Annotated in this window: 20 protein-coding genes and 2 tRNA genes; 10 read left to right on the top strand and 12 right to left on the bottom strand. The window is 40.9% G+C overall.

What is annotated here, in order from left to right; all coding sequences use genetic code 11:
- The first annotated feature begins 112 nt into the window (after positions 1-112).
- Together ABH008_RS05260 and ABH008_RS05255 are read left to right on the top strand one after the other, a co-directional pair.
- The gene (locus ABH008_RS05260) at positions 113-664 is read left to right on the top strand and encodes a chorismate lyase (RefSeq protein WP_347988804.1); all 552 of its coding nucleotides are present in this window, start codon (positions 113-115) and stop codon (positions 662-664) included.
- Between the two features lie 90 nt (positions 665-754).
- Positions 755-1267, top strand: a complete 513-nt coding sequence (locus tag ABH008_RS05255) for a hypothetical protein (protein WP_347988803.1) — start codon at positions 755-757, stop codon at positions 1265-1267.
- Between the two features lie 189 nt (positions 1268-1456).
- On the opposite strand, the gene ABH008_RS05250 is transcribed toward ABH008_RS05255, so the two are convergent.
- Positions 1457-2155: an SDR family oxidoreductase gene (locus ABH008_RS05250; protein ID WP_347988802.1), complete on the bottom strand. Its 699-nt coding sequence runs from the start codon at positions 2153-2155 to the stop codon at positions 1457-1459.
- A gap of 501 nt (positions 2156-2656) precedes the next feature.
- On the opposite strand from ABH008_RS05250, the gene ABH008_RS05245 reads away from it, so the two are divergent.
- The 8 genes from ABH008_RS05245 to ABH008_RS05210 all read left to right on the top strand — a co-directional run bounded on the left by ABH008_RS05245 (position 2657) and on the right by ABH008_RS05210 (position 11568).
- Complete coding sequence (locus tag ABH008_RS05245; protein ID WP_347988801.1) at positions 2657-2875, top strand: cold shock domain-containing protein; 219 nt, start codon at positions 2657-2659, stop codon at positions 2873-2875.
- Positions 2876-3526: 651 nt separating this feature from the next.
- Positions 3527-5677 carry an adenosylcobalamin-dependent ribonucleoside-diphosphate reductase gene (locus tag ABH008_RS05240; protein ID WP_347988800.1) on the top strand — a complete coding sequence of 717 codons (2151 nt, stop codon included), beginning with the start codon at positions 3527-3529 and terminating at the stop codon, positions 5675-5677.
- A 14-nt stretch (positions 5678-5691) separates the two neighbouring features.
- Complete coding sequence (locus ABH008_RS05235) at positions 5692-6366, top strand: NrdJb (protein ID WP_347988799.1); 675 nt, start codon at positions 5692-5694, stop codon at positions 6364-6366.
- Positions 6367-6519: 153 nt separating this feature from the next.
- The gene (gene lon, locus ABH008_RS05230; protein ID WP_347988798.1) at positions 6520-8931 is read left to right on the top strand and encodes an endopeptidase La; all 2412 of its coding nucleotides are present in this window, start codon (positions 6520-6522) and stop codon (positions 8929-8931) included.
- 220 nt (positions 8932-9151) lie between these two features.
- The gene (locus ABH008_RS05225) at positions 9152-9424 is read left to right on the top strand and encodes an HU family DNA-binding protein (RefSeq protein WP_347988797.1); all 273 of its coding nucleotides are present in this window, start codon (positions 9152-9154) and stop codon (positions 9422-9424) included.
- Between the two features lie 13 nt (positions 9425-9437).
- Positions 9438-9513, top strand: a tRNA-Val gene (locus ABH008_RS05220).
- A gap of 6 nt (positions 9514-9519) precedes the next feature.
- Positions 9520-9596 (top strand) — tRNA-Asp (locus tag ABH008_RS05215).
- A 103-nt stretch (positions 9597-9699) separates the two neighbouring features.
- On the top strand, positions 9700-11568 hold the full coding sequence (locus ABH008_RS05210; RefSeq protein WP_347988796.1) for a SurA N-terminal domain-containing protein: 1869 nt from the start codon (positions 9700-9702) through the stop codon (positions 11566-11568).
- 136 nt (positions 11569-11704) lie between these two features.
- On the opposite strand, the gene pdxJ is transcribed toward ABH008_RS05210, so the two are convergent.
- The 11 genes from pdxJ to birA form a co-directional block, all read right to left on the bottom strand.
- Positions 11705-12448 (bottom strand): pyridoxine 5'-phosphate synthase, encoded by a 744-nt coding sequence (gene pdxJ / locus ABH008_RS05205; protein WP_347988795.1) that lies wholly within the window; start codon positions 12446-12448, stop codon positions 11705-11707.
- 119 nt (positions 12449-12567) lie between these two features.
- On the bottom strand, positions 12568-13269 hold the full coding sequence (gene recO, locus ABH008_RS05200; RefSeq protein ID WP_347988794.1) for a DNA repair protein RecO: 702 nt from the start codon (positions 13267-13269) through the stop codon (positions 12568-12570).
- Positions 13270-13277: 8 nt separating this feature from the next.
- Entirely contained in the window at positions 13278-14168 is an 891-nt protein-coding gene (gene era, locus ABH008_RS05195; protein ID WP_347988793.1) for a GTPase Era, read from the bottom strand.
- A complete protein-coding gene (gene rnc, locus ABH008_RS05190; RefSeq protein WP_347988792.1) occupies positions 14165-14848 on the bottom strand; it encodes a ribonuclease III in 684 nt (227 codons plus the stop codon). The genes era and rnc overlap by 4 nt, the downstream gene beginning before the upstream one ends.
- A complete protein-coding gene (locus ABH008_RS05185) occupies positions 14845-15216 on the bottom strand; it encodes a DUF4845 domain-containing protein (protein WP_347988791.1) in 372 nt (123 codons plus the stop codon). The genes rnc and ABH008_RS05185 overlap by 4 nt, the downstream gene beginning before the upstream one ends.
- A 17-nt stretch (positions 15217-15233) precedes the next feature.
- Positions 15234-16010: a signal peptidase I gene (lepB, locus tag ABH008_RS05180; protein WP_347988790.1), complete on the bottom strand. Its 777-nt coding sequence runs from the start codon at positions 16008-16010 to the stop codon at positions 15234-15236.
- A 20-nt stretch (positions 16011-16030) separates the two neighbouring features.
- Positions 16031-17830 carry a translation elongation factor 4 gene (lepA, locus tag ABH008_RS05175; RefSeq protein ID WP_347988789.1) on the bottom strand — a complete coding sequence of 600 codons (1800 nt, stop codon included), beginning with the start codon at positions 17828-17830 and terminating at the stop codon, positions 16031-16033.
- A 64-nt stretch (positions 17831-17894) separates the two neighbouring features.
- Positions 17895-18593 (bottom strand): cell division protein ZipA C-terminal FtsZ-binding domain-containing protein, encoded by a 699-nt coding sequence (locus ABH008_RS05170; RefSeq protein WP_347988788.1) that lies wholly within the window; start codon positions 18591-18593, stop codon positions 17895-17897.
- Positions 18593-22090 (bottom strand): chromosome segregation protein SMC, encoded by a 3498-nt coding sequence (gene smc, locus ABH008_RS05165; protein ID WP_347988787.1) that lies wholly within the window; start codon positions 22088-22090, stop codon positions 18593-18595. The genes ABH008_RS05170 and smc overlap by 1 nt, the downstream gene beginning before the upstream one ends.
- Before the next feature lie 221 nt (positions 22091-22311).
- A complete protein-coding gene (locus ABH008_RS05160) occupies positions 22312-23160 on the bottom strand; it encodes a type III pantothenate kinase (protein ID WP_347988786.1) in 849 nt (282 codons plus the stop codon).
- The gene (gene birA, locus ABH008_RS05155) at positions 23157-24149 is read right to left on the bottom strand and encodes a bifunctional biotin--[acetyl-CoA-carboxylase] ligase/biotin operon repressor BirA (RefSeq protein WP_347988785.1); all 993 of its coding nucleotides are present in this window, start codon (positions 24147-24149) and stop codon (positions 23157-23159) included. Before birA ends, ABH008_RS05160 begins: the two co-directional genes overlap by 4 nt.
- Between the last annotated feature and the right edge of the window lie 9 nt (positions 24150-24158).

Raw genomic sequence — 24158 nt, 5'->3', positions numbered from 1 at the left:
TGTAATATATTGATACACAGTATAATCCACTATCACACAGAGACCAAAACCCTTGTTGCATAGAAGTTTTTTATTCACTTACCCACCAAGTTGGAAACAACCAGTACCAGGCATGATGCATCGGCTACCCGCCGAATTATATTCCTGGCTTTCGGAAACAGGCTCATTAACCAAACGCTTGCGTAGTGTTTATGGCAGCGGCTTTTCCGTTAACGTATTGTTTCATCAATGGAAGCCAGCATTTATAGATGAAACCCAACTACTATCCATACCGACAGCACATTTCCATTTGCTGCGGGAAGTGGTGCTCAGTGGTAATGGTCAACCCTTGGTATTGGCGCGCACTGTGTTGCCTGCGCAAACTATAAAAATTGCCCATCGTAATCTTTCCCACTTAGGCAATCGACCACTAGGTGAAGTCATTTTTGCCTATTCGGATTTAGAATTACGCCAACGCCAATTCTGTCAGGTCTCAACCAACAACTGGACACCCCAATTACAAACAAGATGCACGATTGATCAAATAATATCGGGTAGGCGAACCGTTTACGTTATTCATAACCAACCTTTATTGGTAGCTGAGTTTTTTCTGCCGGCATTGCTGGAAAAGTTTAGCGCTGATAACAATCTGTTCGGAGAAGAACTCGGCACAAAACCTTTATAAACTACACTAAATGTCTAAAGGTATGAGTGGGCAAAGTCAGGATGTATTTTTGTGGTAAATTAAGTCACTACCTTAACTAAGGCCATTAATATGATAGTATTTATTGCATGCTGTGCACTATTGGCAATTTTGGTGCAAAGCCATAATCCTTATGTGTTACTCCTCACCACCCCTCTTGGTTTGGGCATTAGTCTGGCTATTATGAGTATTAGTTTAATAATTGGTTACTTTAAAAAAGTACCCAGTCTCATTTGGCATGATGGCTTTGCCAGTGCAGGCTTGCTGGTCTGGTATGGTTACTGGCAGCCACAATTTGATGAAAATGCACCGATGTTCATTTTTTATCCGCTCTATTTCGCGTTATTTACATCCATAGTGACTTTAGCGTTGATTAACAAAAGCCAACGCTTTGATTTGGAGTCCATTCAATATCTTAGGCAATTAAACAAAATTGTCCGCTACGATATCAGCGTAGCAATCCTGTTTGTTTTAATTAGCATTGCCATCACCCGCCATTACGCTCTATATATGATAGCAATGACTTTTTTCATTGTGCGCCATACCCTAATTGTCTGTCTGGAAGAGATTGACCAACAACCCTAGTACTTTCTGCTATCTACTTTAGGTGAAACAGTTTATGGTTAAGCCTTTCGTGATGAGCTTATGGAACCAAGAACAGCTTAACCGCACAGGCTCAGGGCGAACGGCAGCTATGACAATCAATAAGTTATCCGTTCGTCCTGTGTCTGTCGAAGTAACAAAGCCAGTTTTTGAAATTCCCATTAAATTTGATTACCAAGGCACCAATCCACCGTCATATCTGATAAACATGCCGGTTTTATCCAGCGAAAAAACCTTAATTTGCTCAATCATCCCACTAACACTTTCCTCTACCTCTATCAATGCATTTTCACCCCCCATATCGGTTTTAACCCAACCTGGATGTAGAATTAAGATACCAATAGACTTTGGTCGCAAATCAAGAGATAAACTTTTCATCGCCGCATTCAATCCGGCTTTACTGGAACGGTAAAGCAAACTACCACCACTGGTATTGTCCGTCAGGCTACCCATTAAACTACTCACATTCACGATCAACTTACTCTTACCATTTTCCAGCTGCGGTAAAAAAGCTTCCGCCATTTTAATGGGTGCCAGCGTATTAATGGCTAACGTATGCGCCCAAGCTTGATAATCTAATTGACCAAAACTATGCTCAGCTTTATCACCATAAACGCCTGCATTGTTGAGTAACACATCAATGGTTTCTTCCGCTAACTTCTCTGACAAGGCATCAATCTGTGCAAAATCACCTACATCCAGCACCTCTATCTGTAAACTGGAATATTCATCTGCCAGTTTTTGCAGTGCATGGGCAGCTTTAGGCTGACGACAAGCAGTAATAACCCGCCAGCCAGCCTCAGCATATTGACGAGAAAATTCAAGACCCAGTCCCCGATTGGCTCCGGTAATCAATACAGTTTTTTGCATGTAAGGCTCCTAAATAATCATATTGGTAATGGTTAATGAATATTCTATACTATCCAATCATTTTGTTAACTTACAGATATTGGAGTGTTGAGCGCATCCACATTAACCAGCACTTAAGTACTGGTTAGGCATCAAAATTTACCCAGTTTTTTCGCTAGCCATTACCTGAAAAGGCAGTTTTTCAGAATTTAGTTTTGAACAGCCATATTAGACATGCTCTAAATGCATAGCATCATCAGCAACGGAATATCAACTAGGCTTAAATACCCCTAATCTTAAACTAGAATAAGTTAATATATTAATTTTATTAATAATTCCTTGACAATAAACTCTTTCAGCATACAATGCTACTTAGCTAGAAAATATGATTTACCCTTTGTTTACCATTTCGATGCATATCCTGTAGTTCTTCGTCCTGTTCTTCATTAAGTAATTTACACATTTACCAGCTCTACCCGCTTGGCTATCCAAGCTTTATATCTAATTTTTATAGGACTTATCATGTCTACTACAATGACAACCGGCACCGTTAAATGGTTTAATGCTGACAAAGGCTTTGGCTTTATTGAGCAAAAACAAGGACCAGACGTTTTTGTTCATTTCAAAAACATTCTTAACCCAAACAACAGCTACAGAACTCTTGATGAAGGCCAACACGTGCAATTCAAATTGGGTCGCGGCCCTAAAGGTCCTCAAGCTGAAGAAGTCACTATTCTTTAAGTAGCTGTTTTAATCAAAAGCACTTGACTAAAAAGCCTCCGATAGCCTTGGTATCGGAGGCTTTTCTGTTTTTTAGCCAGAGAAGTTTCAGCTTAAGCCCCCCATATATACACACTTAAGCTCCTCACTTTTTCATATAGCCCTACCCAGTATTCAGGCTAGTTATATCGGTATCCCCATTACCAATAGATAAGCACTTTTACCTATTTGTTACTCTGCAGAAATAGTCTTTCGAACCACTCAGTTCATACATCATTCAACAAATTCGCTTTGAAATAAGCCATGTAGTTCAAAGTGGCTATTGCTTAATCGATTAAGAAAAATCCCCCCCTTTTTGCAGTCAATTAGTTGAACATTGAGCATCAAAATACTTCAATCACACCCGAAACACATTAATAAATAGGCATGACTACGTCTATTTGTAATAAACAAAAACACAACTATCAAGCTAACTTATTGAAGTGTAAAAACTACTGAAAATTTAATAGAAAAAACTGCTGACAACACAATATATTGTGCTAGAATTTTAAAAAAACACTACATACAGTATTTAACCTGTTTTATTTTGCAATAAAATATACATCAATATGTTAGCCATCTCAGGCAGGATTGTATTGATGCCTACCACAATCAGACCAGGAAATCCGACGAATGACCGCCAAACTTCATGTTGTTTCGCCTAATAATACCGAAATCCCCTTGCAAAGCGCTTCGCTGGATATTTGGGACAGCAAATATCGTTTAAAAACAAAAGAAGGCAAGGCTCTCGACAATAACATTGATGAAACCTATAAAAGAGTTGCCAAGGCTTTATCCAGTGTTGAAATTAGCAAGGAATTACAAGAGCTTCATTACAAAGAATTCTTATGGGCCTTACGTAAAGGAGCCATCCCTGCTGGCCGCATCATTTCCAACGCTGGCGCGCTTGCCCATAAACCTGCCACATCGACTATTAATTGCACGGTGTCAGGCATTATTGAAGACTCTATGGACGATATATTGGCTAAAGTCCATGAAGCTGGCTTAACCCTAAAAGCAGGCTGCGGCATCGGTTACGAATTTTCTACGCTTCGCCCAAAAGATGCCTATGTTTCGGGAGCGGGTGCCTATACCTCCGGGCCACTATCGTTCATGGATATTTATGACAAAATGTGTTTCACCGTTTCCTCAGCAGGTGGACGCCGTGGCGCACAAATGGCTACTTTCGATATTGCCCACCCCGATGTAGTGGATTTTATCCGTGCCAAACGCGAAGATGGGCGTTTGCGTCAGTTTAATTTATCCCTGTTAATTACCAGCGAGTTTGTTGAAGCTGTTAAAAACAATGGGCAGTGGGCTTTATCATTTCCTGTCACTGATCGCGATGTCAAAGTGGATAAACTCGATCTTAAAGATGCCGAAAAAATTGTCTGGCGCGATCTTCCCAACAAAAAGGGTTATGTCGTTAACGAAGCGGGTCTGGTTGCTTGTCGGGTTAGTAAAGTCATGCCAGCCAGACGGTTATGGGACATTATTATGTCTTCCACCTATGACTACGCAGAACCCGGATTTATATTGATAGATAAAGTTAATGAAATGAACAATAACTGGTTCTGTGAACATATACGCGCCACCAATCCATGCGGAGAGCAACCCTTACCACCATACGGCAGTTGCTTGCTAGGCTCTATTAATCTGACTCACTTCGTCGAAAATCCCTTTACGTCTATGGCTATCTTCAACTGGGAGGCTTATCGAAAAACCATACGCATCTTTACCCGCATGCTGGATAACGTAGTGGAAATCAACGGTTTGCCGCTGGAAAAACAACGCATGGAAATAATTGGTAAACGTCGACACGGCATGGGTTATCTGGGCTTAGGTTCAACCATAACCCTGTTGGGCATGAAATACGGCGATAATGCTTCGCTTGAATTCACCGAACAAGTCACCAAAGAACTGGCTATCGAAGGCTGGAAAGCTGGCCTGGAATTAGCCAAAGAGAAAGGTCCTGCACCGATAATGGAGCAAGTATTCACTGTCACTGGCGAAATGCTGCATAAACGCCCAGAAATGCTTAAAGACGGCTACAAACTGGGTGACCATCTACCCGGCAAGGTTTTACATGCAAAATATAGTCGTTACATGCAGCAACTGGCTGAAGAAGTGCCAGAATTGGTTGCTGAACTGGCTGAAGTGGGTTGTCGCTTCACACATCATAGTTCTATAGCCCCGACTGGTACCATCTCATTGTCATTAGCCAATAATGCCAGCAATGGTATTGAGCCCAGTTTTGCTCACCATTATTCGCGAAATGTCATCCGCGAAGGTAAAAAATCGAAAGAAAAAATCGATGTATTTTCCTTTGAACTACTGGCTTATCGGCATTTAATCAACCCCGAAGCAATGCCCTATAGCGAAAACCCCGCACAACAATTACCTGAATTTTTTATTTCTGCGGATGACGTAAGTCCAAAACAACATGTTGACATTCAGGCCGCCGCACAAAAATGGATAGATTCATCCATATCTAAAACTGCAAATGTGCCAACCAACTACCCCTACGAAGATTTTAAATCCATATATGAATACGCTTATGATAAAGGTTTAAAAGGTTGCACCACTTTCCGCTTTAACCCCGAAGTATTTCAAGGCGTGCTAGTAAAAGAATCCGATCTGGAAAACACCCTTTACCAATTCACGCTCGAAGATGGTCATGTAGTTGAATATAAAGGGAATGAAGAAATCGAGTACGATGGCGAAATTCACACGGCTGCTAATTTGTTTGATGCCTTAAAAGAAGGCTATTACGGTAAGTTTTAATAAGGCGCAAACTCATGACACATAAAATCAACAAAAAAATCATCAGCTATAAAGTAATTACTCCCGATACACAGGAAACAAATACACCTGTGGAACAAAACCAAGTGGAGAGTATGCATGAAAATGTGGAGCGTCCAGAAGTACTTTTAGGCTCTACCTATAAAATAAAGACACCACAATCAGAACATGCACTGTATATCACTATCAACGATATGATACTTAATCAGGGCACTCCACACGAAGAGCGCCGACCCTATGAAGTGTTTATTAATTCAAAAAACATGGAACATTTTCAATGGGTTTTAGCTTTGACACGGGTAATTTCAGCGGTATTCCGCAAAGGTGGTGATGCCTGTTTTCTGGTTGAAGAAATGAAGGCTGTTTTTGATCCGCGCGGTGGCTATTTCAAAAAAGGCGGGGTTTTTATGCCCTCGTTGGTAGCAGAAATTGGTTGTGCCATAGAATCACACCTTAGACACATAGGCATGCTCAAACCAGAAGTGATGACGGATCATCAAAAACAGTTTCTTAATGAAAAGCGTCGCGAATTTGAAGCATTACATGGCACCAGTGATCAGCAATCATTTCCAGAAAAAGCGGTTTTGTGTAGCAAGTGCAGCACTAAAGCGATGGTTTTGATGGATGGTTGCATGACTTGCTTAAATTGCGGCGACAGTAAGTGCGGGTAATATTGTCAGCTATACGGCAACTTTAGTGGACTCCAATGTTTGTGACTAAACACAATTTTTTGCGCAATAAAAAAAATACTTGTTTATTCTGAGACTGACCTCATATAGGATTGTGACAAAATGTAATGCTATCCTGCCAAAAGGAAAACTAAAATGACCCATTCTAAAAGTAAAGACGAGCTGATTCCGGTTTTACCACTGCGTGATGTTGTGGTGTACCCGCATATGGTTATCCCTCTATTCGTAGGTAGAGGCATGTCTATTGATGCACTAGATGCGGCTATCAAATTGGATAAGCAGGTGTTACTGGTTGCACAGATACAGGCTGATGTTGATGAGCCGGGCTTTGATGATCTCTATAAAGTGGGCACTCTGGCCAATATTCTGCAATTGCTGAAACTGCCTGATGGCACAGTTAAGGTTCTGGTTGAGGGCTGCAAGCGTTGCAAAATCATCCAATATCAGGAAGTTGATAATTATTGCGCTGCTAATGTCGTTGAATTAGAAGATGAAATATTAATTCCAGAAACGGAATTAGAGGTGTTACAACGAACTGCTGTTAACTCATTCGATCAATACGTCAAACTAAACAGTAAAATTCCTCCTGAAGTTCTAAACTCACTGTCAGGCATTGACGATGCTGGCCGCTTGGCTGACACCATGGCTGCACATATGGCACTGAAAGTGGAAGAAAAGCAATCCATGCTAGAAATGCTGGATGTCGCTAAGCGTCTGGAAAACTTAATGACGCTAATGGAAGGAGAAGTCGATATTCTGGAGATGGAAAAGAAAATCCGTGGTCGCGTTAAAAAACAAATGGAGAAAAACCAACGCGAATACTATTTGAATGAACAAATGAAAGCCATTCAAAAAGAACTGGGCGAAATGGATGAAGCCAGCAACGAAGTGGAAGAGCTGGAAAAGAAAATAACAGCGGCTGGTATGTCTGCTGAAGCCAATACCAAAGCCATAGCTGAGCTTAACAAACTAAAAATGATGTCCCCCATGTCGGCAGAAGCCACTGTGGTGCGTAATTATATTGACTGGATGGTAAACGTTCCCTGGAAAAAGAAAACCAAGGTACGCCACGATTTAAAAGTGGCTGAACAAGTCTTAGAAACCGAACATTACGGCTTGGAAAAAGTTAAAGAACGCATCTTGGAGTATCTGGCTGTTCAGCAACGTGTAAAACAATTGAAAGGGCCTATCTTATGTTTAGTTGGGCCTCCAGGGGTGGGTAAAACCTCATTGGGCCAATCCATCGCACGTGCTACCAATCGTAAATATGTACGTATGGCCTTAGGTGGTGTGCGTGATGAAGCGGAAATACGCGGTCATAGACGAACCTATATCGGCTCCATGCCCGGAAAAATACTGCAAAATCTGTCCAAAATAAAAACACGTAATCCCATGTTTTTACTTGATGAAATAGACAAAATGGCAGCAGATTTTCGTGGTGATCCAGCATCTGCCTTATTGGAAGTGCTTGATCCCGAACAAAATCACACTTTCTCTGACCATTATCTAGAGGTTGATTTCGATTTATCTGATGTGATGTTTGTGGCTACCGCCAATACCATGAACATTCCCCCAGCGCTTTTGGACAGGATGGAAATAATTCGTTTATCTGGTTATACCGAAGACGAAAAGATTAATATCGCCACTCGGTTTTTGATTGTAAAACAAATTAAAAACAATGGACTATCAGAATCAGAGATTAGCATTTCAGAATCTGCGGTTAAAAATATTATTCGTTATTACACCCGCGAAGCAGGCGTCAGAAGCCTGGAGCGGGAAATTTCAAAAATTTGTCGTAAAGTGGTAAAAAGCTTGTTATTACAAGAAGATAAATCCCTAATCACTATTACTGATGAAAATTTAGATAAATATTTGGGTGTAAGGCGCTTTAATTACGGTATCGCTGAAGATAAAGATCAAATTGGTCAGGTTACCGGATTGGCGTGGACAGAAGTAGGCGGAGAACTCCTCACGATTGAAACCGCTGTTATGCCGGGTAAAGGTAAACAATCCACTACCGGAAAACTAGGTGATGTGATGAAAGAGTCTATCGAAGCTGCTGTAACGGTAGTTAGAAGTCGAGCAAATATTTTAGGTATCGACAACGAAGTCTTTCAAAAAAATGATATTCACATACATGTTCCAGAAGGTGCGACACCCAAAGATGGCCCTAGCGCTGGCATAGGCATGTGTACTGCCATTATTTCTGCACTGACTAAAATTCCAGTACGTGCTGATGTGGCCATGACCGGCGAAATCACTTTACGTGGCGAAGTTTTACCGATTGGCGGCTTAAAAGAGAAATTATTAGCAGCACATCGTGGCGGCATTACCACTGTGGTTATCCCCGCCGAAAATGAAAAGGATTTGATTGAAATTCCAGAAAATATCAAACAAAATTTAACCATTAAATGTGTGCGCTGGATAGATGAAGTTCTGGAAATCGCCTTACAATACATGCCAGTACCGATTGAATTGAGTGCTGAAATTACTGACACTACTTCGGGTAAAAACGAAATTAAATCGTCTACCGTTGTAGCGCATTAAATTACATTGAATTGCTTATATTTTTTGCTACTTACTAAAAAAAATGGGCTTACAGTCATTTACTTGCTTGACACATACAGTTGGCGATTGTTATAAATACCGCCTCTTTCTTGTGTCAAGAGACTGTAAACTTCCCTCATCAGATCCAGAGTTTGCAGGGCAATATTAACCGCTTGATTGATAAGCATAATTAATACAACAACAACCTAAGGGTAAATAAATGAATAAATCGGAACTTATCGATGCAATCGCAGGTGTGTCACAATTGACCAAAACCGATGCAGGCCGTGCTTTGGACGGTTTTATTAAAGCCGTAGAAAATGCTTTAAAATCAGGCGATTCTGTTGCATTAGTAGGCTTTGGCACTTTCGAAGTTAAAGAAAGAGCAGAGCGTAAAGGTCGTAATCCGCAAACAGGCGAAGAAATTACAATCAAAGCAGCAAAAATTCCTTCATTTAAAGCTGGCAAATCTTTAAAAGATGCTGTAAACTAGTCGCTCTTTAGTCGGGTGCTTAGCTCAGCTGGGAGAGCATCGCCCTTACAAGGCGAGGGTCGGGGGTTCGAACCCCTCAGCACCCACCAGACTTAGGAGCGGTAGTTCAGTTGGTTAGAATACCGGCCTGTCACGCCGGGGGTCGCGGGTTCGAGCCCCGTCCGCTCCGCCAAAACAGAAACCTCGGGCCGTAACATGGTTCGAGGTTTTTTTTTGCATGCTTACATTCATTGCCTGAAGAAATCAGGTTTAAATCTGTTTTAGGGACAGGGTTTATGCTATTAAAGATTAGAGAAAAAGTACACGGTGTTTTTGCATCAGTCATTTTGGTATTAATTTGTGTGCTATTCGGTTTATGGGGTATTCAAAACTACCTTGGCGGTGGCAAGGAAGTACCTATAGTATCTGTCGGTGACAAAGATTTTTTTCAAAACGATATTAATCGAGCCTATCAACAGTATGTACAAAATCTGGGAGGTATGAAGTTTGATGAAGAGTCCCTCAGAAAGCAGGCGTTAAGCAAATTAATACGCGATGAAGTTCTGCTTCAATATGTGCAAGATGAAAAATTACTGATCAGCGATGAAACCGCTAAAGACTTCATCAAAACTCTGGAATATTTTCAGAAAGACGGTAAATTTGATAAAGGCCAATATCAGGCCCTACTCGGATCACAAGGCATGTCTTCCGACGAATTTATTAATAGAATAAAAAAAGCTATTCTTATGGAACAGTTTCAACGTTCTATTGTTGACAGTAGTTTCGTTACACCCGCGGAAGTGAATGCCTTTTTCAAAATTCAAAATCAGAAACGCGATTTTGAATATTTGACCGTGCCACTCACCGCAGTGACTGATACTCCAAATGATGAAGAAATTACTAGCTACTTTCAACAACATCAAGATGCATTTCAAACTGAAGAACAAGTGTCTGTTGAGTATGTAGAACTATCACTGGATAAATTAGCCGCTGACGTTAAACCGACCGAAGAACAGCTACAGGCCTATTATGAAGAGCAAAAGCCACAATTTAGCTCTAAAGAACGCCGCAGAATCAGTCATATACTATTCGCCTTTACTAAAGACCCTGCTGCTGATGAACAGGCATTGCAAAAAGCATTGCAAGCTAAACAGGAATTAAGCCACCAAGACTTTGCTAAATTAGCTGCGTCAATCTCTGACGATAAAGAATCGGCGAAAAATGGCGGTGATTTGGGCTTATTTAATGTTGGCGTTATGGAAAAAGCTTTTGAAGAAGCCGCGACCAAGCTTAAACTCGGCGAGGTTTCTGAACCGGTAAAATCTGCATTTGGCTATCACCTTATCAAAGTGACAGAATTGGTGCCTGGCGAAGTAAAATCTTATGAATCGCTAAAACCTGAGTTAATTAAAGCCTATCAAAAATCCCAGGCCGAAAATACGTTTAATACTCTAGGTGAAAAACTCACTGAAGTCAGCTACGAAAATCCTGATAATCTAAATGCAGCAGCTAAAGTCCTGGGTGTTGAAATTAACAAAACCGGTATGTTTACCCATGCTCATGGCGAAGGCGTCGCTAGCGAAGAAAAAGTGCGCTTAGCAGCGTTTTCTGAGGACGTATTAAAAGGCAATAATAGCGAACCACTTGAAGTAGGTAATGACAAATTAGTGGTGTTGCGTATGCAATCTCATTTACCCTCTGCCAGCAAAGAACTAAAAGAGGTTAAACCGCAAATTATTAAAGCCATACAGCATGATAAGGCGCAACAAAAAGCCATTGCCACTGCTGAACAGATAAAGTCCGAACTACTTTCTGGTAAAGCACTATCTCAACTAGCTGATACTTATCATTTGCCTGTAAAAAAGGTGAATGGATTTAATCGTAAAGCGACTGATTTGCCACCTGATTTTAGTCAAGCAGTTTTCAGAGCAGCAAAACCGGAAAACGGCCACCCTAGTGTTATTTTGATTAATGAGAGTACTGGCGGTAAAATTGTAGCCAGCATAGTCAAAGTCACTGAAGGTGAACTTACGGATGAGGATAAGGCTAAACAGTCGGTTTTAGAAAAGAATATATCTGCCGCTTTTGGAAAAGCACAGTTTGAAGCGGTGTTAAACGCCCTGCAAGCCAAGGCTGATATTAAAATGCATCCGCAAAAGCAATAAGCTTATTGTTTAAGAAATAAAAAAAGGGGAACTATTAGTTCCCCTTTTTTATGCTAGTTACAAACAGTAGAAATTGTCAAATTTGTATTAACACTGATTGACCTTGCTGCCAGAAAAAGTAACGGCTATTGGCAATTTAACAGTGAAAGCGCGCCGCCCTAATCACCTGTTTCATCTCACTTACCGCTTTCTCCAAGCCACCAAACAGCGCTTGTGCAATAATGGCATGGCCAATATTCAATTCTATTATTTGTTCTATCTGGCAAATAGCTTCTACATTGTGCATATTTAAACCGTGTCCCGCATTGACCTGCAAACCAGCTTTACTGGCATATTCGGCAGCCAACTGCAGGCGCTGTAACTCTAAGGCTTGCCGTGATTTATTGTCAGCATCTGCATAGCGACCAGTGTGTAATTCTATAACTGGTGCACCAGCATTCACTGCGGCATCAATTTGTTTAAAATCAGGGTCTATGAATAGCGAGACTTCAATGCCCGCAGCCCCTAATTCCTGACAGGCGGATTTAATTTTAGCTTCAGCACCTGCAACATCCAACCCACCTTCTGTGGTAAGTTCTTCGCGGCGTTCTGGAACCAAACAACAAGCATAAGGCTTAATTTGACAGGCAATTTCCACCATGGCATTAGTAACGGCCATTTCTAGGTTTAAGCGGGTATGTAGGCGCTCCTTGAGTAAAACGATATCTCTATCCTGTATGTGCCGCCTATCTTCACGTAAATGTGCTGTAATGCCGTCAGCACCCGCCTGCTCTGCTACCAATGCAGCTTGCACAGGATCAGGAAAGCGCGTGCCTCTAGCCTGCCTTAAAGTAGCAACGTGATCAATATTGACACCTAATAATATATTATTTTTATTCATTTATTCATTTGGCTATTTGGGGAGTGCAGCAGCGGCTGTACTTCGTTTATTATTCAAGCTGAATAGGCAATACGGAGCATAGTGACTTTTTATAAACCGCTTAATTGCAATTTTATTGATCACAAATATTGGATAATATTGGCTAGTACATCACGACTTTTCAAGGGCTTACCCTGTAGATAAGAATCCAGCATTTTTCTTAACAAAATCTTGGATTCCGACAATGCTTTTGTATCAAGCATTGCATTTTTGGCCAATAACTGTAATGTCTCGCCACTAATTATGCCATGTGCCGAGTATTTCATCCCATGAGCAGGTAAATAATGATAGCGCTGCACAGAATCAACATTAACGCCAGTTTCGCAGTCAACGTCCAATTGTATGCCATAGCCAGTGTCTTGTAACAAATCCAGTTCAAAATATCGCAAGGTTTGTTCTATAGTTTCTGCACTAGACAAAGCTTGCAGGCAGTGCAGATAACGGACAAATAACGCTGGATAAGGATCGTATTTATGCAAAAATTTTTGCAACAATTCATTTACATAAAAGCCACAATACAGTGACATACCCTGTAACGGGTAGCTACTTACAAACTCAACCTGGGTCAGCGTTTTTAATTCATTTCTGCCCAGATAGGAAATGTTGACTAGTATAAACGGCAGTAACAAACCTGCCATTTTCGATTTTTCTTTACGCACGCCTTTGGCAAGCACAGAAATAATGCCATAATCGCGCGTAAATACTTCCAGTAACAGACTGCTTTCCCGATAAGCATGATGTTGTAATATCAGAGCAGGCTGAAGATAAACAACCGCTTCCATCTATTAATTTAATTTAGAGTATCAATAAATCCCAGACTTTGTAGAGCGCGCTCACTATCCGACCAACCTTTTTTTACTTTAACCCATAGCTGTAGATAAACTTTTTGGCCTATGAGTTTCTCAATATCGATACGTGCTTCGGTACCGATATTTTTCAACATTTCACCTTGCTTACCAATCACGATACTTTTTTGACTACTGCGTTCTACCCAAATATTTGCATAGATTTTGCACAAATCGGGATGCTCTTCATAAAGCTCAATTTCAACAGTCAACGCATAAGGTAATTCGTCACCCAAGCGTCTTGTCAGTTTTTCTCGGACTATTTCTGCAACAAAAAAACGTTCCGGTCTATCCGTAATTTGATCTTCAGGATAAATAGGTTCTGCTACTGGCAATAAAGCCATCACATGCTTTTCCAGTAGATCCAAATTAGTTTTTTTCAGCGCAGAAACGGGAATAATTTCCTGAAAAGGAAATTTTTCTCTGGCTTCCGAAAAAAACGCTAAAAAAGCCTGTTTGTCTTTAATTTTATCGATTTTGTTGATAACCAGAATGACGGGCAAACCCGCATAACGCAATTTATTAAAAATCTGCTCGTCATATTCATGCCAATATAAACCATCCAGTAACCACAGTACCAAATCTACGCCGAGTAAAGTACTATCTGCCGTTTTATTGAGGTGGCGATTTAATACCTTCTTTTCATCCTGATGCATGCCGGGCGTATCCATAAAAATAGCCTGCCCTTCTGCAGTGGTTTTGATTCCTATTATCCGATGCCGGGTAGTTTGTGGTTTTCTTGAGGTAATACTAAGCTTTTGACCCAGTAAATGATTCATTAATGTAGATTTACCAACATTAGGTCTACCGATTAAAGCAACGTATCCGCAGTTCATTGGTCCTTGTTTTGAAGTAGGTTTAACATATTTTCGGCCGCAGCCTGTTCAGCTTTTTTTCGGGAAATCCCGAATCCCTTACAAGCTTGCTCTGAGATAGTTACTTTGCAAATCACTTCGAAAGTTTGTGCATGATCAGCACCCGACATACTTACCAATTCATAAATTGGCAATTCTACTCGCCTGGACTGCATTAATTCCTGCAAACGGGTTTTAGGATCTTTATTCCAGTTGTCTGCTTTTAATGCAGCCAATTTTTCAGAAAACAATTTAAGAATCCATTGTCGACAAACATCAAATCCTTGATCCATTAAGATGGCACCCATAATAGCTTCCATTGCATCAGACAGGATAGATTCGCGACGAAATCCACCACTTTTAAGTTCTCCAGAACCTAAGATCAAATAATCACCTAGATTATGCAGTCTAGCCAATTCGGCTAATGAGCTTTGATTGACCAGACTGGCACGTAAACGACTCAGTACACCTTCACCCGCCATTGGAAATAATTCATATAATTGCTGGGCAATGACAAAACCTAATACTGAATCGCCCAAATATTCCAAGCGTTCATTGTTACTAGCTCCCATGCTGCGATGTGTCAATGCTATTGAAAAAAGCTGTGGTTGATTAAACTTCAACCCCAGTTTTTTAGCCAAAATATCTGAATGCTTAATCACCTGTGGATTTCAAATCCTTCATGGAATTGCACCAATATACTGAGATTACCCACAATAGCTTCAACACGTTCATATTCAACACTTATTCTCACAATATCGCCTTGTTTAACTATCTTTATATCTTGCTCAGTAACATTACTTACCATATTCATATCCATATTCTTATTAAACTTGTTTTTAATCTCCTCAGCGGAAAGATTAATAAGCCCAGGATAGTTTTTCAATGCATTCAGTGAACTAACCAATTTATAATTATTGGTGTAAATGGGTGCAATTTTAAGAATCAATATGATTACAAAAGTTATCATGCTTATTAAAACGAGCATTGAAATAACCGTCATACCTTTTTGATTTCTTTTAAATTTCACCTGAACATCTCTACAAGTTAGTTAAGAATTGTACCCAAACGATTAAACGCTATGCCACTATTTTGCCAATCCCAATTCATCCAGATCACAACCGCTTTACCTACCAGGTTCGCTTCCGGCACTGTACCCCAATAGCGACTGTCATTACTGTTATCACGATTATCACCCATCACAAAATAATGACCAGCAGGGACAACAAACACATCTTCTACAGTAGAAACACCACTGCTAATGAGTATTGAATGTTCTACGCCTTCTAGATCCTCATTAATCAGTTCAGCACCACTCATGTTACTACCCTGTCCAACACCCTGATAACGTCCTAAAGAAATCTGTTTAGTCGGTTGCCCGTTTACATATAACTTTTTATCGTAATAAGCTATTCGATCCCCCGGCAAACCAATCACCCGTTTGATATAATCAATACTGGGCTGTTTGGGAAAACGGAACACCACAATATCACCACGTTTTGGTTCATTTATTTCAATAATTTTGGTATTCAGAACTGGCAAACGTACACCATAACTAAATTTATTCACCAAAATAAAATCACCAATTAACAAGGTGGGCATCATCGATCCCGATGGAATACGAAATGGCTCAAATAGAAATGAGCGTAATAACAACACGATCAAAACTACCGGAAAAAATGAACGAGCGTATTCAACCATAAGTGGTTCTTTTTCCACTGGATAAGGCTGCTGTGTATACTTAAGGTATAGCCAAAAACCACCCCATACCACACCAGTGACAAAGGTTGCGGAGACCAGAAAGAATGAAAAATCGTAATCCATAATATTATATTAAATAGCTGTTAATCTTTATTAACCTGTAACACCGCCAGAAATGCTTCCTGGGGAATCTCAATACTGCCGACCTGCTTCATGCGTTTTTTTCCGGCTTTCTGTTTTTCCAATAGTTTTTTCTTACGGGTTATATCGCCGCCATAACATTTAGCTGTTACATTTTTGCGCATAGCTTTGACTGTGGAGCGCGCTATCACTTTAGAGCCTATTGCCGCCTGAATGGCCACCTCATACATTTGTCTTGGAATGAGATCTTTCATTTTTTCTACCAGATCGCGACCACGATTCTGACTCAAATCTCTATGCACTATAATAGATAAGGCATCGACTTTATCACCGTTAATTAAAACATCGAGTTTAACCAAGGGCGCTGAATCAAAACGTAAAAACTCATAATCGAAAGAAGCATAACCCCGACTGACTGATTTAAGGCGATCAAAAAAATCCAACACCACTTCACTCATCGGCAATTCATAATTCAATGATACTTGGCTACCAGCATATTGCATGTTCTTTTGTACGCCGCGTTTTTCGATGCATAAACTGATAACATTGCCCAAATAGGATTGTGGCACCAGAATATTAGCCAGAATAATCGGTTCACGAATATCGGTAATAGTACCTACATCGGGTAATTTAGCTGGATTATCAACCAAAATCACTTCTCCATTATGAGTTTCTACCTCATAGACCACGGTCGGTGCAGTAGTGATTAAATCAATATCATATTCACGTTCCAAGCGTTCCTGCACAATCTCCATATGCAACATACCCAAAAAGCCGCAGCGAAATCCAAAACCCAAGGCTTGAGAGGTTTCAGGTTCAAAATTCAAAGCGGAGTCGTTAAGGCGTAGTTTATCCAATGCTTCGCGCATATTACCGTAATCATCTGAGCTAATTGGATATAAACCGGCAAATACTCGTGGCTGTACGGTTTCAAATCCGGGCAATCCTGTGCTGGCTGGATTATCTGTAGCCGTAATGGTATCGCCAACCGGTGCGCCAAAAATGTCTTTAATGCCAGCAACGATGAATCCCACTTCTCCTGTATGGAGCACAGGCTTTTCTAACTGCTTTGGTGTATAGACGCCCAGTTTTTCGACTAAGAAGGACTTACCCGTAGACATAACGGTAATTTTCTGTTTTTTACGCAAACTACCATTAACAATACGAACTAATGACACTACCCCCAGATAATTATCGAACCAGGAATCTATGATTAATGCTTGTAAGGGTGCATTCTCATCACCACTAGGTGCTGGAACTTTACGAATCAACTGTTCAAGCACCGCCTCCACGCCTATGCCGGTTTTAGCACTGATTTTCAGGGCTTCATCAGCAGGGATGCCAATAACATCTTCAATCTCTGCCATCACTCTTTCAGGTTCTGCAGAGGGTAAATCTATCTTGTTCAGGACAGGTACCACTTCCAGCCCTTGCTCCAACGCAGTATAACAATTGGCAACACTTTGTGCTTCTACACCTTGTGCTGCATCAACCACTAACAATGCACCTTCACAAGCCGCCAAAGACCGTGATACTTCATAGGAAAAATCCACATGCCCTGGTGTATCAATAAAGTTAAGCTGATAGATTTCATTATCACTGGCTTTATAATTAAGCGTAACGCTTTGTGCCTTAATAGTGATACCACGCTCTCGTTCCAGATCCATGGTATCCAGTACTTGCGATTCCATTTCTCTATCGCTTAACCCCCCACAAATTTGAATAAATCTATCTGCTAAAGTCGATTTACCATGATCGATATGCGCAATGATGGAGAAATTTCTAATGTTTTTTTGATCCACTTAATCTTACTAGTTTATTTTACAAAATAAGAGCGCTGTACTGCGCCCGCTAAAATCGCTGAATTTATTTCTGAGCCAACAGGTCTCTAAAATAGGCAATGGTTTCCGCTGTCAATGGCTGTTTTTGATTATCCCAAACGACACCATCCAAATCTTCAGCAAGCAGATCGATAGTCTCTATAAAATCATCAAACACCGCCAATGGTGAATCAACTTCACGTGGTTGCATAAAAAACACAATGCCGGGGCAATAAAAGTTTTCCAGATCAGTATCTGGAAAAGTACCTGGCTCTATCATACTGGCCACTGTAAAATGAACCATACGTTGCTTATCAACCCGTTCAAAAACTTTTACACTTCCATATTCCAGATGCAAATGATCAAATGCATCAAAAAGTTCTTCACCATTAAAACCCTGATCTGCACGTGCAACCAGACTAAATTCAATAAGCTTGGGTAATTCATGTCGTGACACAGCTGATTTGGGAATCTCTGTCTTTGACTGTCGGTAAGCGTCTGACTGTCGAACAGGCTTTATTTCATCCTCATCAAGCAAGGCATCACCATCGACCATCGTACTTGGTGAAAACTCACTCTGACCTAGCGAAAACTCTTCGTCTTCCAATTCATCATAGCCTGATTCGTCGAAATAATCATTCTCGCGACGCTCTCGCATAGATTTGAAAAAATGCCACAACAGCATGCCAATCATGACCAGCACGCCCAACAATATAATCACGACTCTTAATAATTCTTTATCCATTAGCTTTCTGCCATACTTACAGCTTCTTCAATATCAACAGCCACCATTCTAGATACTCCCGGTTCTTTCATGGTAACACCTGCCAGATGTTTTGCAATTTCCATTGTGACTTTATTATGTGAAATGTACAAAAATTGTACACTCTCCGACATATCTTCCACCATTTGCGAAAATCTTACTACGTTTGCGTCATCTAATGGTGCATCAACTTCATCCAACAAACAGAACGGTGCCGGATTCAACTCAAAAATTGAAAACACTAAGGCCACTGCGGTCAACGCCTTTTCTCCACCAGACAACAAATGAATCGAACTATTCCGTTTACCAGGTGGTTGAGCAATGATGTTCACACCAGCCTCCAAAACATCCTGATCTGTTAATTCCAAATATGCCCGTCCGCCACCAAACAAGCGCGGAAACTTTTCTTGCAAGCCCAGATTAATTTTATCGAAAGTTTCGGTAAATCGCTGACGACTTTCTTTATCTATTTTACTAATTGCTTGATCTAATGTTTGCAAAGCTTCTTGCAAATCATCACGTTGTTCATTCAAAAACCTCATCCGTTCTGATTGAGTTTTATATTCCTCAATCGCAGTCAGATTGATTGATCCTAACTTATCAATCTCTTCCATCAGTTCATCAACAGCAGACTTCCATTTTGATTCTTTTGCCTCAGCAGGCAAATTTGCTAATATTTGCTCTGGATCGGCATCAACTTCTTTAAGTTGCTCTGCAATAGTTTGCTGCCGAACCCGACTGTCTTGTTGCTCAAAGCGTAAATCATCTAGGGCCTGTTTTTGCGTTTCCAGAGCCGTTTGTGTCTGCGCGTATTGTTCGGCTAACTCACTAACTGTTTGTTCACTTGCCTCTTGCGCAAGACGATCAGCCGCCAAACTATCTTCAAACGCTTGCTTTTCTTCATACAACACAGCTAGTTGCATTTTTTCGTCATCCATAGGCGATAAGGATACCTGCAATTTTTTCTGCAACTCAACAACACGCTCATCAGCTTGCTGATGCTGTAACTGCAATCGTTCAATTTGCTTGGCAGTCAAAATCTCTGAAGATTTTAACGACTCTATCTGAGCATGTAGCCGATGTAAATGCTGACGAGCCTCATTCACAGAAACATTGCTGTCTTGCTGCTGTAGTTGTAGATGTTGACTTAATTCTTCAAGTGCCAGTTTTTTATCTAACAGTTCCGATAAAGCCTGCTCAGCATCTTCTTTTATCATTTCGGCTTCGGAAATGTTTTCAGCATTTTCGTTGATCTGCATAATAATTTCAGCAATATCTAGCTCTAGTTGCTGTAAGCGACGACTTTGTTGCTGCAAATGTACGGACTGAGCACTGTATTCTGCACTTTTGACAGAAAACTCAGTACTCAATATTTTTTCCTTTTGCTGGCTTTGTTCACGAACGCTTTCTGCTATTTTTAATTCCTGCTCACAGCTTATCAGTAGTTGCTCATCATCGCTAATTAGGTTTTGCAACTCCGCCTGATGTTCCTTTAAATCTCTTAGTTCTTTTTCCCTATGCAGCAAACCCGATTTACTATCGCTACCTCGACTAATTCTAATCCAATCGCGCCCCAACCAAATACCATTGGGCAGCACCACTGACTCATGAGCCTGTAGGGATAACCGCCGCGCATCTTGCAAGGTTTCTGCACAATAAATACCACTTAAAAGGCTCGACAAATCATAAGGACAACTAACTTTGCTCAGCAAAGTATCAGGAGCTTCGGTCTTTACTTGCTTGGGTAGTGTTTCATAAATGACCAAAGATTGCTTACCTAAATCTTCTAATTCACCCAATATTGCTGCGGTGTCATCCACACAAATAGCTTCCAGATAACTTCCCAGCACAGTTTCCAGTGCGGTTTCCCAACCAGTGGCTGCCTCCAAAAACTCGGCAAGACGTGGTTGCTGTATCAAACCCACTTGTTCCAGCCACACAATTAAATCTTTTTTGTCCTTACCCATCGCGTGTTGCTGCAATAACTCTAAGGAGGTTATTTTGCCATTAACGCGCTGCAATTCTGCGCGCTTGTTATGCAATTGTTCTTGAATTAATTTAATTTTCTGCCTTAATTCGTTAATACGCAGCAATACAGCTTCCAATTGTTGCTGTAACTGATTACGTTCAGCTTCTATCAACTCTATACTGCTTTCAAGTGTTTCCAGTTCTTCTTGTAACTGTATGCTACTTAATAAACCTTGCTCACCTTGCAATTTCTCCAGGCGGATTTGCAGTTGTCGATTTTGATTTTCCAATTGTGTTAGCTTAACGCGTTGCACTTCGGCCTGTTCGCGAAAGCCAGCGTTTTCTGACAAAAACTTTTCCCATTGTTGCTGCCATTGCTGCTTTTTATATTCTGTATCTTGCTGCATGCCCAAAACATCTTCTTCACGCTCTTTGGCTACGATCATTGTTTCTTCTGCAGCCAGCAACGTTTGACGAATTTCTTCAAGTTGCAGGCGATCTTGCTCACATTCGTGATAGGCATGTTCAGCCTGTTGCTTTAAACGATTAATTTCAATCAAAGTTTCTTCATGACTTTTTTCGTTATGCTTGATCGCTTGTTCAAGCCGACTCACTTCTGTAACCACATTATAATAAACATCTTGGCGCGCATCTAATTGCTGACGTTTAAGCTTCTGTTCGCTACGTTTTCCTTCCATGCTTTTTTCAAGATCACGAAGTAATACAAATAAGCGATTATGTTCAGCGGCAATTGTCTGTAAATTTCCTTCCAGTTTCTGAGCGACATTATGAAAATTTTGCCAACGCATAGCCAACAATTCTTGCTTAAACTGTCGTTCCTGCTTTTTTAGCTCAGTATATTTTTCCGCTTTTTGTGCTTGCCTGGCTAAATTTTTGATTTGCTTATCAACCTCATCACGCAAATCATCCAAACGCTCAAGATTTTCGCGAGTATGCCGCATCCTTGTTTCGGTCTCTGCCCGCCTTTCTTTATATTTTGAAATACCGGCAGCTTCTTCTATATGCACTCTTAAATCTTCTGGCTTAGCTTCTACCATACGGGAAATAGTGCCCTGCTCGATAATCGCGTAGCTTCGCGATCCTAAACCAGTACCCAAAAATAAATCAGTGATATCTTTACGCCGACAACGAGAGCCGTTTAGCATATAGAGAGCTTGTCCATCACGACTAACTTGCCGCTTGATGGAAATGGTATTGTATTGGGCATATTCACCAGCAGCCCGACCATCACTATTATCAAAAACCAATTCAACAGCAGCAACACTGACGGGTTTACGCCCGGACGAACCATTAAAAATCACATCCGTCATACTGCCGCCACGTAAATGTTTGGCAGAACTTTCCCCCATCACCCAACGCACTGCGTCAATAATATTGGATTTTCCACAGCCATTAGGCCCGACAATCGCAGTTAAATTACCGTTAATCGGAATTGTGGTTGGATCAACAAAAGATTTAAAACCCGAAAGTTTGATTTTTTCCAGCTTCATGACAGGCTGAACATACTCAAGACCATAAAAAGGTGCCTATTATCAACTAAATGCCCTATAGATTCGAATAGAATTTAAATATTCGCAAATTTTGGCAATTAAAAGACTACTAGATTTGATCGTACAAATCGCTCATGAAACAACTGAGCATCACTCGAACCGATTGAGAAATACAGTGGATAGTGAATAGATTCTAACAACTTAGCCATCATTTATGGTTATTAACAAAATAAACTCAGACCTTTAAATACCAAATTTTTGTCCACCCAACTTTTCAAGCTTAAATGTGCTGTTATCTCAACGGCATCGCCTCCGGTCACTATAAGTTGGTTTAATGCTGGAAATTGAGTCATTACGTTTTCAATCATACCAACAACGGCATACAAAGTACCATTTGCTATGGCAGTAGCCGTGTTACATGCTAAAGCCAAATCGTGTGCTTGAGTATAGACACCCAAACTAGCCGTATTGACCGCAAGTGATTGTTTCATTGTTTGCAAGCCTGGACAGATCACCCCACCCAGATGCAACCCCTGCTCTGTCAACACATCTATAGTCACTGCAGTGCCACAATCGACAATGCAGGTAAACCCCGGATAATACTGGTGCGCAGCCAATAAAGTCAGCCACCGGTCGATACCCAGCTTTTCCGACTCTGGGTACGCATTAATTACACCAAAGGCGGCCGCACTGACTTTAGGGATTACCAATTTAACCTGTGGCCATAATTGCTGAATCAATTCAATCATATCAGTCACAAGTTGTGTTGCACCTACCGAGGCAATAGCAACTATCTGTGGCTCAGGCAATAATTGCCAAGCACTCCGTAATTCCAGGCACACATTCTGTTGTCGATAGAATAAAACACCTTCGTACATTGGACATAAGTCACCTAGCGCCGTTTGAATATCTTTTTCAACCGCAGAACTGGTTAATTTTGAGTTTACCCCGTTAGCTTCATTAACAAGCTTATTGTTGTCTGTCCGCTCAACATTATTATGTATCAAGGCAGCACAATCAGCGAAAATCCATTTTAAACGGGTATTGCCAATATCAATCAGAATATTCATGCTGATCGAAAACTCACTTCGCCGGAAGCGAAACTGCGTAAATGGCCATCACTCGTTTCCAATAATAACAGCCCATCATCATCTATGCCTTTCAGCCTACCTTTAAAACACTGCTGGCCTATATATATATCAACAACACTGTCCAGCAGACAATCATAGCTACGCCATTCGGCGGCATATTTTTGGATACTTCCGGCTTCATATCCCGCAATTAAGGGCAATAATTGGTTAAGCAAATAGGCCACTAGTTCATTTCGACGCAGATAAGCATTTTCTCCTAAAGCAGTGACGATATCTGTCCAAGGTTGATCGATGCTATCTGCCTGTTGAGCTGTTAGATAAAAATTAAGACCTAAACCAATCACTGCATGACACGGCCCACTACTTTCGCCTGACACTTCGACTAAAATACCGCCCAATTTGCGTTGTTGCCGAAATATGTCATTGGGCCATTTCAAGCCTATCTCTGTTACACCCAACTGCTTTAAGGTTCTTGCAACCGCTACACCCAACGCCAAACTCAAGCCAGCTATCGCCGCAGGGCCCTCTTGATAACGCCAGAGTATCGACAGATATATATTTTGGCCAAATGGAGATACCCACTGTCTTCCACGCCGACCTTTACCTGCAGATTGATACTCAGCGACACATACACAGCCCGAATCAGCTCCCAAACGAGCCTGTTCCAATAAATAATTATTTGTGGAATCAATACAGTCGTGAATTTCCAAACGGTTTATAAACTGATGGATATCCGGCCGTAGATAGCGATCAATATGCTGTCTATCCAAAAATTGCAAAGGTTGGGATAGCTTATAACCCTTACCAGAAACAGCAATCAGCTCAATCCCTACGTCAGCAAGAGTTTGCAAATGTTTCCAAATTGCAGAACGACTAACACCGACTGCACTGGCTAATGCCGTACCGGAATGAAATTGCCCATCAGCCAATAAGCATAAAAGTTTTTTTAGTACCTCTGAAATCAGCACAGAGCGACC

It is taken from the genome of Methylomonas sp. AM2-LC (assembly GCF_039904985.1).
GTDB lineage: Bacteria > Pseudomonadota > Gammaproteobacteria > Methylococcales > Methylomonadaceae > Methylomonas.
This window is presented reverse-complemented; position numbering and strand designations above follow the sequence as displayed.